Annotated in this window: 9 protein-coding genes and 1 other annotated feature (1 of these 10 only partly in view); all 9 genes read right to left on the bottom strand. The window is 34.4% G+C overall.

The window, feature by feature from the left end; all coding sequences use genetic code 11:
- Window positions 1-234 (bottom strand) — a sequence feature (16S ribosomal RNA rRNA prediction is too short); it reaches 192 nt to the left of the window's first position.
- 609 nt (window positions 235-843) lie between these two features.
- The 9 genes from gyrA to rnpA all read right to left on the bottom strand — a co-directional run bounded on the left by gyrA (window position 844) and on the right by rnpA (window position 10954).
- Complete coding sequence (gyrA, locus tag ACECE_RS26995) at window positions 844-3381, bottom strand: DNA gyrase subunit A (RefSeq protein ID WP_010246669.1); 2538 nt, start codon at window positions 3379-3381, stop codon at window positions 844-846.
- Window positions 3382-3651: 270 nt separating this feature from the next.
- Window positions 3652-4485, bottom strand: a complete 834-nt coding sequence (gene noc / locus ACECE_RS0208610; protein WP_010246667.1) for a nucleoid occlusion protein — start codon at window positions 4483-4485, stop codon at window positions 3652-3654.
- Between the two features lie 195 nt (window positions 4486-4680).
- Window positions 4681-5475 carry a 16S rRNA (guanine(527)-N(7))-methyltransferase RsmG gene (gene rsmG / locus ACECE_RS0208605; RefSeq protein ID WP_010246665.1) on the bottom strand — a complete coding sequence of 265 codons (795 nt, stop codon included), beginning with the start codon at window positions 5473-5475 and terminating at the stop codon, window positions 4681-4683.
- A gap of 14 nt (window positions 5476-5489) precedes the next feature.
- Window positions 5490-7379, bottom strand: coding sequence for a tRNA uridine-5-carboxymethylaminomethyl(34) synthesis enzyme MnmG (gene mnmG, locus ACECE_RS0208600; protein WP_010246663.1), 1890 nt, complete (start codon window positions 7377-7379; stop codon window positions 5490-5492).
- 11 nt (window positions 7380-7390) lie between these two features.
- Entirely contained in the window at window positions 7391-8773 is a 1383-nt protein-coding gene (gene mnmE, locus ACECE_RS0208595) for a tRNA uridine-5-carboxymethylaminomethyl(34) synthesis GTPase MnmE (protein WP_010246661.1), read from the bottom strand.
- A 125-nt stretch (window positions 8774-8898) separates the two neighbouring features.
- Window positions 8899-9516 carry an RNA-binding cell elongation regulator Jag/EloR gene (gene jag / locus ACECE_RS0208590; RefSeq protein WP_010246658.1) on the bottom strand — a complete coding sequence of 206 codons (618 nt, stop codon included), beginning with the start codon at window positions 9514-9516 and terminating at the stop codon, window positions 8899-8901.
- The gene (locus tag ACECE_RS0208585) at window positions 9517-10374 is read right to left on the bottom strand and encodes a YidC/Oxa1 family membrane protein insertase (protein ID WP_010246656.1); all 858 of its coding nucleotides are present in this window, start codon (window positions 10372-10374) and stop codon (window positions 9517-9519) included.
- A gap of 18 nt (window positions 10375-10392) precedes the next feature.
- A complete protein-coding gene (gene yidD / locus ACECE_RS0208580; protein ID WP_010246654.1) occupies window positions 10393-10608 on the bottom strand; it encodes a membrane protein insertion efficiency factor YidD in 216 nt (71 codons plus the stop codon).
- A gap of 1 nt (window position 10609) precedes the next feature.
- The gene (gene rnpA, locus ACECE_RS0208575) at window positions 10610-10954 is read right to left on the bottom strand and encodes a ribonuclease P protein component (protein ID WP_010246652.1); all 345 of its coding nucleotides are present in this window, start codon (window positions 10952-10954) and stop codon (window positions 10610-10612) included.
- Window positions 10955-10971: the final 17 nt, after the last annotated feature.

Below are 10971 nucleotides of genomic sequence, written 5' to 3'. Positions count from 1 at the left end.
ACGCGGGCTCATCTCACACCGGATTTCTCCTTTGATAATAAAGTGATGCCACTTCATTATTTTATGCGGTATTAGCACTAGTTTCCCAGTGTTATCCCCCTGTATGAGGCAGATTGCCCACGCGTTACTCACCCGTCCGCCGCTAAGAATATATTGCTATATTCTCCGCTCGACTTGCATGTGTTAAGCACGCCGCCAGCGTTCGTCCTGAGCCAGGATCAAACTCTCTAAAAAATATTTATTAGAGAGCCTTTTGGCTCTAAATTACTTACTCGCGTATATTTGTTTCGCAAGTTACTCAATTAATTAACGAGTTCCTTATCGTCTTACACTGTTTACTTTTCAAAGTCCATATTACTTTTGTTTCAGCCACTCGATCTGAGCGACTTTTATATATTACCACGCTGTCTTTTGTTTGTCAACACCTTTTTCATATTTTTTATACTACCAATTTTATACTACTTCGGTGTTTCCTTTTATTAAGCCGTTTCATGCGACAGCTTTAATAATATATCATCTAAAACTATTATAATCAACTTAGAAAAAGCTCCATTTCGGCTACTATTTGAATTTATGCACAATTTCCTTTTTCATTCTTAACTATATACCCTATTAATTATGTATACTCCCTTTCAAAGTATTTTTTTATAACTATTGATGTAATATTTTTAGTTTATGCACTTAAAACTTTGTTATTGTTGATAATGTCCACATCAATATATTAGTTTTCCACAAATCAGGTATAAAAAATGCTCCTTTCTGTAATTTTATTCTTTACAAAAGGAGCATTTTTAATCCGAGTCCTAAATCGTTAGCTCAACAAACCACATATTAATAGAAAAATTACTCGTTATCTGATTGCTCTTTTTCTTCATTTATTTCCGTTACATCTTCTAAAATCTCATCTTCTGTATCTTCCGAAGAATCTTCTTCTTCATTTATTATCCTTGCAATTCCAACTAAATAGACTGATTCATCCATTCTCATCAGAGTTACCCCTTGAGTCGCTCTTCCTAAAACACTTATATCATTAACGTTTATTCTGATAATAGTTCCATCAGAACTTATTAACATTACATCATCCTTTTCATTAACAAGTTTCATTCCAGCTATCTTACCTGTCTTTTCTGTTACCCTGTAGGTCAAGATACCTTTTCCACCTCTTGTTTGAACCTTATATTCTTCAAGCTCGGTTCTCTTTCCAAATCCTCTTTCAGTTACTACAAGCAAGCTGGTATCTTCAATAAAGACTCCCATACCTATTACTACGTCATCATCATCGAGTTTTATTCCTCTAACACCTTGGGAAACCCTACCTAAAGGTCTTACATCCTCTTCATTGAATCTTATAGACATACCATTTTTTGTAACAAGCAAAATATCTTTTGTACCATCAGTAAGTCTGACATCAATAAGCTCGTCATTCTCCCTTAACGCAACAGCAGTAAGTCCACCTTTTCTAATATGGTCATATTCCATAAGATCTGTTTTCTTTACAACTCCATTTTTAGTAGCAAGTATAAGGTACATACCTTCTTTATATTCTTTTATAGGAATAACTGTAGTAACTTTTTCTTCCTGATCCAACTGGAGAAGATTCACTATAGCAGTTCCTTTTGCCTGTCTTCCTGCTTCAGGTATTTCATAGGTCTTTAACCTATATACCTTCCCTTTGTTTGTAAAGAACATAATGTAATCGTGAGTGGACGTTGTAAACAGATTTTCAACAAAGTCCTCTTCTCTTGTACTCAACCCAATAATTCCTTTTCCGCCCCTCCTCTGACTCTTATAAGTGTCTGTAGGAAGCCTCTTCACATACCCGAAATGAGTAAGAGTAATAACACTGTCCTGCTCTTCTATCAAATCTTCCACATCAAAGTCGGTTTCATCAGGAATTATTTTAGTCCTTCTTTCATCACCAAATTTTCCCTTTATCTCACCAAGTTCTTCCTTAATAATATCTAAAACCATAAACTCATTTGCCAAAACATCTTTGTAATATTTTATTTTTGCAAGCAATTCCTGATATTCTGCTTCGAGCTTTTCTCTTTCCAAAGCTGTCAGCCTTCCAAGTCTCATATCTACAATTGCCTGAGCTTGCTTTTCGCTAAAACTGAATCTTTCCATCAAATTCTCTTTTGCATTTGTTTCATTTTTGGAAGATCTTATTATTCTAATAACCTCATCTAGGTTATCTATAGCTATCTTCAAACCTTCCAAAATATGTGCTCTAGCTTCAGCTTTATCAAGTTCAAATCTGGTTCTCCGTACAATTACATCCTTCTGATGATCTACATAATGGTCTATTGCCTGTCTTAAGTTTATTACATGTGGCTCGAACTTCTTATCCGGTGTCTGAACCAGGGCAAGCATATTAACACTGAAAGTCTCCTGCATCTGAGTGAACTTAAAGAGCTGATTCAACACAATATTGGCATTGGCTTCTCTTTTAAGCTCAATAACAATGCGCATTCCCGTTCTATCCGATTCATCCCTCAAATCAGAAATATTCTCTATTCTCTTTTCTTTTACAAGATCTGCAATCTTTTCAACCAGTCTTGCTTTATTTACCTGATAAGGCAACTCAGTAACTACTATTCTCTGCTTATTGGGGCTCATTTGCTCAATATTTGTAACTGCCCTCATTATTATTCTGCCTCTACCTGTCCTATAGGCATCTCTTATACCTGACTTTCCAACTATTATACCTGCTGTTGGGAAATCAGGACCTTTAATTATTTTATTCAATTCATCAATTGTTGTTTGGGGTTCTTCTATAACTTTTACTATTCCATCAATAACTTCGCTAAGGTTTTGAGGTGGAATATTGGTAGCCATACCCACGGCAATTCCTGAAGAACCATTGACTAAAAGATTTGGAAATCTTGATGGAAGAACAACAGGTTCGATTTCGTGCTCATCAAAATTTGGCTTGAAATCAACTGTATCTTTATTTATATCCCTTATCATTTCCATGGAAATTTTGGCTAGCCTAGCTTCGGTATACCTCATAGCTGCCGGAGGGTCACCATCTACAGATCCAAAATTACCATGACCATCAACTAACCGATACCTTAAAGAGAAGTCCTGCGCCATACGAACCATACTGTCATAAACAGCTGCATCTCCATGTGGATGATATTTACCCAAAACTTCCCCTACGGTGGTAGCACACTTTCTATGTGCCTTATCCGGTGTAAAACCTAGCCCAAACATACCATATAAAATTCTTCTGTGAACTGGCTTCAAACCATCTCTTACATCAGGTAATGCTCGATCCACTATAACACTCATAGCATAATTTATAAATGAATTCTTCATTTCGGCTTCAATGTCAACAGGTATTATACTTTGGTCCTTGACATCATTTATATCTGCCATTGGTCTACCTCTTTTCTATAAGTTCTATTGATCTTCTTTTAGAATCTTTTTCTACTTAATTATTTTTTTCACCACTATATATTTTAATAAAGTTTTAGCAGGCTGTCCACTTTTTTCATTAATTAGTGAATTAACAACTAACACTTGTATTGTTTATTTACACAATAAAGGGAATGATACTAAATCATTCCCAAATTTTTCATATTAAATACCTGGTGCATATTAGTGTTAGTAATTTAAAAACACAAATATCTTTTACACAAAGCATTATTATTTTGGTATTCTAACTATAAATTCAACATAACTTCCTCTGTCAAATTGAGCCGCTTTTGCATCAACACCAGATTTTTTCATTAAATCTATAGCCTGTTTTATTGTATTGACAAATATTCTTATATCCTTTATGGCTTTTGTAAATTTTCCTTTATTCTTTTTCTCATTTTCCTGCTTTGTGAATCTATCTATAGCTTTCTCTACGAGATCCTCAGTTCTTTTTACATTAAGCCCTTTTTCGCAAACATTCTTTAAAACTTTTAATTGAAGCTGCTCATCATGAAGTTTTAACAATGCTCTTGCATGTCTTTCAGTTAAGCTATTGTCAGCAAGTATCTTTTTAACTAAAGGCGGGAGCTTTAATAATCTGATTTTATTTGCTATTGTTGATTGACTTTTCCCTATTTTCGCTGCAAGCTCTTCCTGTGTAAACCCATGATCACTTATCAAATTATTATAACCTTCAGCCTCTTCCATATAACTTAAATCTTCTCTTTGAAGATTTTCTATTAATGCCAATACAGCAGAATCGTTATCGTTTATGTCTATGATAATTGCAGGAATCTCCCTAAGACCTGCCATAGTTGCTGCTCTAAGTCTTCTCTCACCTGCAACAAGTTCGTACATGTTTGAGGATAACTTCCTAACATTGATAGGCTGAATAACTCCATATTGTTTGATTGACTCACACAACTCCTCTAATGAGATCTTGTTAAACTGCTTTCTTGGTTGGTAAGGATTAGGCCTGATGTTGTCAATACCAACATACGTAATATTCTTTAAATCATCCTTCTTTTCAACCTTTGCAATCTGCAATCTGCTTTCTAACATAACGCACCATCCTTTGTAATTTTAATATTTATCCTTTGTTATAAACATAGTATTCATAATTTGTTAAATTAAAGTTATATTACCATACTTTAATAGTTAAATTATAAGGATAATATTCGGACACCTTTTTCAAATTCCTTTTTTTTATACAAAGAATCGTTCGTCGAAATGCGCTATATTACTGCCTTTTGCGGGTTAAATCAACGGTTCTTTTGATGGTTTACCTGCTTTTCTCGGATATTTTGTCGGAGTCTGTCGAAACTTTCTTATGACTATGACATTTCTTTTACTATCAGTAAAAGGCAAGTTAAAGTCTTTAACTTCTTCAATCTTTCCACCTATTATATCCAACGCTTTTTTTGAACTATCAATCTCTTCTGTACTGCTTCCCTTCATGGCAATAAAGCAGCCTCCTACTTTAACAAATGGCAGACAGTATTCTATCAACACTGGTAAGCTTGCGACTGCTCTAGCAGTACATATATCATACTTTTCTCTAAATTCAGGCAAAACTGCTTTTTCTTCCGCTCTTCCATGGAGCGCTTTTATACCAGTTAAACCATCCTCTTTTATAACTTCATTTAAAAACTTTACTCTTTTATCCAGTGAATCCAATAAAGTTACTTCTATACTTTCCCGGGCAATTTTTACCGGAATTCCAGGGAATCCAGCACCAGTACCAACATCAATAAGCTTTATATTATCACCTTTTATAAGAGGCAGGATACTTAATGAATCAATAAAATGCTTAATTATTATGTCTCTATCATCCTCTATTGCTGTTAGGTTTATCTTTTCATTCCATTCTTTTAATACATTTTTATACTTAAAAAACTTTTCAGCCTGTTCCTCATTTAGAGGTATATTAAATTCATTAGCTCCAGCTATAAGAAGGTTTTTCAATTCATTATCAACATTATCCACAACACAATCTCCATTCTTCAATATTAGGAATAATGAAAATATAACATTAACTACAAATTCACTCATTCCTTAGTACAAGCTTACGACTTCCTCCTGTTTTGTTCCAAATAAATAAGCAAAACCGATATATCTGCCGGTGAAACCCCTGATATCCTTGATGCTTGTCCAACTGATTCGGGTTTTACCTGATTAAGCTTTTGCCTTGCCTCAAGTCTTAGCCCCTGTATAGCTATATAGTCAAGGTCCTTACTCAATTTCCTATTCTCAAGCTTTTTAAATTGTTCAACCTGCAGCATTTGCCTTTTTATATAACCTTCATACTTTATTGTAATGGAAACCTGTTCCCTAACTTGAAAACTAAGTTCCGGCCTGTTTTCATCAATAGCCCCAAGTGAATCATAGTCAAGTTCAGGTCTCTTAAGCAAATCACTCAACTTCATTCCACTCTTTATCGGCGTACTATTTTTACTTTCCAAAAATGCGTTTACTTTCTCACTTGGAGGAACATGCGTCCTTTCAAGCCTTTTTATTTCTTCTTCAATTTCCATTTTCTTTATTTCAAACTTTCTGTATCTTTCCTCACTTATCAGCCCAGCGCGGTAGCCTATTGGAGTTAATCTAATATCTGCATTGTCCTGTCTTAATAAAAGTCTGTATTCAGACCTAGAAGTCATCATCCTATAAGGTTCTTTTGTACCTTTTGTAACAAGATCATCTATAAGTACTCCTATATACGCCTCAGACCTATCCAATATAACCGGTTCTTCACCTTTAACTTTTCGGGCAGCATTTATACCGGCCATAATCCCCTGAGAACCGGCTTCTTCATATCCTGAGCTACCATTAATCTGACCTGCTGAAAACAACCCATCTATATGCTTAAATTCCAAAGAAAGATTTAGTTGGGTTGAATTTATCCCATCATACTCTATTGCATAAGCATTTCTCATTACTGAAACATTCTCAAGCCCGGGCAAGGTTTTCATCATCTTTATCTGTACATCCTCAGGAAGGCTTGTTGACATACCCTGCAGATACATCTCCTGTGTATTAAGTCCCATTGGCTCAACAAAAACCTGATGAGATTCCTTTTCAGCAAACCTTACCACTTTGTCTTCTATTGAAGGACAATACCGTGGTCCAATACCTTCAATCATTCCACCATAAAGTGGAGACCTGTGAAGATTCTCTCTTATAATTGAATGCGTTTCACTATTGGTATATGTAAGATAGCATGATACCTGTTCCTTTTTTATTTCCTCATTTTCAAATGAAAAAGGTACAATTGTATCATCTCCAGGCTGTTCTTCCATTTTTGAAAAATCAATACTTCTTCTATTAAGTCTGGCTGGTGTACCAGTTTTTAACCTTAACAGTTCAATCCCCATTTCCTTCAAACTGTCAGATAGCTTGTTTGCAGGGAAAAGTCCATCAGGTCCTCCGCTATAACTTACATCTCCAATAATAATTTTACCTTTTAGATACGTCCCGGTTGTAAGTATAATTGCTTTACAATTATAAATACTGCCTGTATGTGTTTTAACACCAGTTATCTTAAATTTGCCGTCTTTCTCTTCCCTTAAGATCTCAATTATTTCAGCCTGTTTTACATCAAGATTTTCCTGCTTTTCAAGAGTATGTTTCATTTCTATCTGATAACTTCTCCTGTCTACCTGTGCTCTTAGAGAGTATACAGCAGGACCCTTTGCAGAATTTAATATCTTAGATTGTATAAACGTCTTATCTGTATTTTTCCCCATTTCACCACCAAGAGCATCAATCTCACGCACAAGGTGTCCCTTGGCAGTACCCCCAATATTTGGATTACATGGCATATTTCCTATACTGTCAAGATTTATGGCAAAAACAGCTGTTTTAACACCAAGCCTTGCCGAAGCAAGCGCAGCTTCACAGCCAGCATGTCCCGCCCCAACAACCACTACATCATATTCCCCTGCAATGAACTCCATAAAAATACCTCTCACTTTCCCAGACAAAACCTGCTGAATATTTCGTGCATAACGTCTTCACTCACAGACTCTCCTGTAATTTCTCCCAGATACTGTGCAGAATTTACTATATCAATAGTAATCATGTCCAACGGCATACCGCTTTCATGTGCACCAATTGCAAAATCAATACTTTCAATTGCTTTGTCAATCAGGTTCTTGTGTCTTATATTTGTAATTAAAACTTCATTATTTATGCTAACTTCGCCTTTCATAAAAAGCTCAACTACTGCATTTCCAAGATCAGCTGTTCCTACATCTTCTTTCAAAGACATTCTTATAACATTTTTATTGCCAAGCTTATTTTCTATATCCAGTATCTTATCTTCACTTACCATATCAATCTTATTTAGTATTATAATTGCCTTTTTTTCTTTAATTTTATTTAAAATATCAATGTCTTCTTGATTAACACCTTGATCCGCATCTATCATCATTATTATAAGGTCAGCGGAATCAACTTCCTTGTGTGTTTTCTCAACACCAATCTTTTCAACCACATCTTCAGTTTCCCTAATACCTGCAGTATCAATAATTCTTACAGGAACGCCATTCAAATTAATATAATCTTCAATAATATCCCTTGTTGTCCCAGGTATATCTGTTACAATCGCTCTGCTCTTTCCTGTTAACTCGTTCAATAGAGATGACTTTCCTACATTTGGTCTTCCAACAATTACAGCATTTATTCCTTCTCTTATTATCCTACCCTTTTCAAATCCTTCGATAATACTACTTAACTTTTCTTTTATATCCTTTATTTCAGTATATATTTTTTGACCTGTAATCTCTTCAATGTCGTGCTCGGGGTAATCAACCGTAACTTCAATATGTGCAATTAGTTCAATAAGCTTACTTCTTGCTTCTTTAAGTTTAACAGATAGTTTTCCTTCGAGTTGATCAACAGCCGCTTTTGAACTCTCATTAGTTTTTGCATTTATAAGATCAATTACGGCTTCTGCCTGGGATAAATCTATTCTTCCATTTAAAAAAGCACGCTTTGTGAACTCACCAGGTTCCGCAAGTCTGGCGCCTTTCTTTAATATTAGCTCAAGAATATTTTTTAATACTACCGTACCACCATGACAGTTTATTTCCACAACATCTTCTCTAGTGAAAGTATTAGGCTTGCACATTTTTGAAATAAGAACTTCATCTAGTACTTCACCTGTGCTAGAATCTATTATTTTCCCATAGTTTATTGTATGCGTTTTTACTTTATCAAAATCTTTTTTTCCTTGAAATATCCCTTCAGATATTTCAAAAGCTCTTTCTCCGCTTAATCTTATTATACCTATTCCACCATTTCCATGTGGAGTCGAAATAGCTGTAATTGTATCTTCATTATATAACATAGCAGTCCTCCAAATTTATGGAAGTAAATTTTAAAAACATTATAAAAATGGCTCAAGAAATAAATCTCCTGAACCACACAATAGCTAACAATACCTTTTATAAAAATAAACTTTCAAAAATAGCACTATTTAAGCGTAATTATTACCTTTCTGTTCGGTTCTTCCCCAACGCTATAAGTCTCAACATACTTGTGATTCTGAAGAGAAGAATGAATAACTCTTCTTTCATATGGATTCATAGGCTCTAGAGTAATATTCTTCTTATATTTAACTACTCTATCAGCCAGCCTGTTTGCCAGCTTAACTAATGTTTCCTCTCTCTTCTGTCTGTAGTTTTCAATATCTATTACAACTCTCTTATAATCTTCCTTACTCTTATTAACAACAAGGCTTGTTAAATATTGGAGCGAATCTAATGTTTCTCCCCTTCTCCCAATGATTATTCCAATATCATCCCCTTTAATTTTAAGGAGAATAGAATCTTCATCTTCTTCGGCAATTATCTCCGCTTCAACATTCATTTTTTCGAAAACGCTTAATAAAAACTCTCGTGCCTTCTCTGAGTTAGACTCTTTGAGAGTAACTCTTACTTTTGCTACTTTACTTCCAAATCCAAAAATACCTTTAGTACCCTCTTCAAGAACTTCTATATCAACACTATCTCTGTCGCACTGTAACTCTTCAAGAGCAATATCTATAGCTTCTTGTGCAGTCTTTCCTGTCTTTTCAACGAAGTTTGCCATTTATTTATCCTTAACCTCCTTTTTATTGATAACATATTTATTTAAATACAACTGTTGAAATATCTGAAATATATTACCCACAAGCCAGTACAATCCTAAACCGGCCGGAAATTGGAACGATACCCACAATGTCATTATAGGAGCAATCAGCGTCATGTTTTTAGTCATTGCTGCAGCCGCATCCTGTGCACTGTCATTACCGCTACTGTTGTTGTTTTTCTTCATAGTTGCCGCTGTCATCAATTTATTTGATAAAAATGTTGTAATTACAGAAAGTATAGGAATTAAAATTAAAGGTAAATACCGCCCCATTTCAGGACCAAATAAAACATTCGGTCTCCATGTTGGAACTAAACCTAAATCTAGACCTAAAAACTTCATGTTTAAAATATTATGAAAGTTTACAGCACCTATTTGTGCATAAAATCCTTTTATTTTCATTGCTTCCGGTACAGCATTCAATAAATTATTTATATCTGCAGTACTATAATTAAGCATATATGTAAGTGGCTGACCTATTACATAAATCAGTGAAAAAAGTATGGGCAGCTGCACAAGAAGAGGCAAACATCCGCTAGCAGGGTTATACTTATGTTCTGCATATACTTTCATCATTTCTTCGTTTAACTTATTATTATCATTTTTATATTTCCTCTGCAGCTCCTGAATCAGAGGCTGTATTTCCTGTAATTGAGCATTTGATTTAAACTGTTTTACAGTAAGAGGAAGCAATACTAATTTGATAAAAACAGTAAATATAATAATAGCCAAACCATATCTTCCAAATGACATATGCTCATATATAAAATTCAAAATTAATCCTAAAAACTTTGGTATGTAACTAAAAATATTACCCATCTACGTAATCCCCTTCGCTTATTTAACCGGATCATATCCTCCTGGATGAAACGGATGGCATTTCAATAACCTCTTTAGTGACTTAACGCTTCCCCTTATTATACCATACTTTGAAATTGCATCAATCGCATATTGTGAACAAGTAGGATAAAATCTGCAGCTTGATACAGATTTAAAAGGAGATATAAACTTTTGATAAAATCTAATTAATAGTATTACCAATTTACCAATCAATTTATTTCTCCTCTTTAAATATATTTAGCTTTCTTAGCAAAAATTTCATTTCCCTTTTAATATCTGAGAAACTAGGCATATCTTCACTGCTCCTTGCAACAAATACCAGATCAAATCCTTCATTCAATTGACCTTCATAATGCCTATAGCATTCCTTAATAAGCCTTCTTATCCTATTTCTTTTTACACTACCGCCAAACTTCTTACTAGCAGTTATGCCTAACCTATTCACTTTACTCTTATTATCCAATGTATATAATACAAGGTATTTCGCAACATAGAATTTTCCCTTTTTATATAACTTGAGAAACTCTTTGTTCTTTTTTATTGGAAAAGTAAATATCATTTTAAGGAGCTATGCCT

It is taken from the genome of Acetivibrio cellulolyticus CD2 (genome assembly GCF_000179595.2).
In the GTDB taxonomy this organism is placed as follows: domain Bacteria; phylum Bacillota; class Clostridia; order Acetivibrionales; family Acetivibrionaceae; genus Acetivibrio; species Acetivibrio cellulolyticus.
Note: the sequence above shows the minus strand (reverse complement) of the source record. Positions and strands in the feature narration are given on the sequence as shown.

Excerpts from the sequence above, each read along its gene's own strand:
- gyrA (WP_010246669.1), bottom strand. The coding sequence starts at position 3,381 with ATGGCAGATATAAATGATGTCAAGGACCAAAGTATAATACCTGTTGAC.
- noc (WP_010246667.1), bottom strand. The coding sequence starts at position 4,485 with ATGTTAGAAAGCAGATTGCAGATTGCAAAGGTTGAAAAGAAGGATGAT.
- rsmG (WP_010246665.1), bottom strand. The coding sequence starts at position 5,475 with ATGAGTGAATTTGTAGTTAATGTTATATTTTCATTATTCCTAATATTG.
- mnmG (WP_010246663.1), bottom strand. The coding sequence starts at position 7,379 with ATGGAGTTCATTGCAGGGGAATATGATGTAGTGGTTGTTGGGGCGGGA.
- mnmE (WP_010246661.1), bottom strand. The coding sequence starts at position 8,773 with ATGTTATATAATGAAGATACAATTACAGCTATTTCGACTCCACATGGA.
- jag (WP_010246658.1), bottom strand. The coding sequence starts at position 9,516 with ATGGCAAACTTCGTTGAAAAGACAGGAAAGACTGCACAAGAAGCTATA.
- ACECE_RS0208585 (WP_010246656.1), bottom strand. The coding sequence starts at position 10,374 with ATGGGTAATATTTTTAGTTACATACCAAAGTTTTTAGGATTAATTTTG.
- rnpA (WP_010246652.1), bottom strand. The coding sequence starts at position 10,954 with ATGATATTTACTTTTCCAATAAAAAAGAACAAAGAGTTTCTCAAGTTA.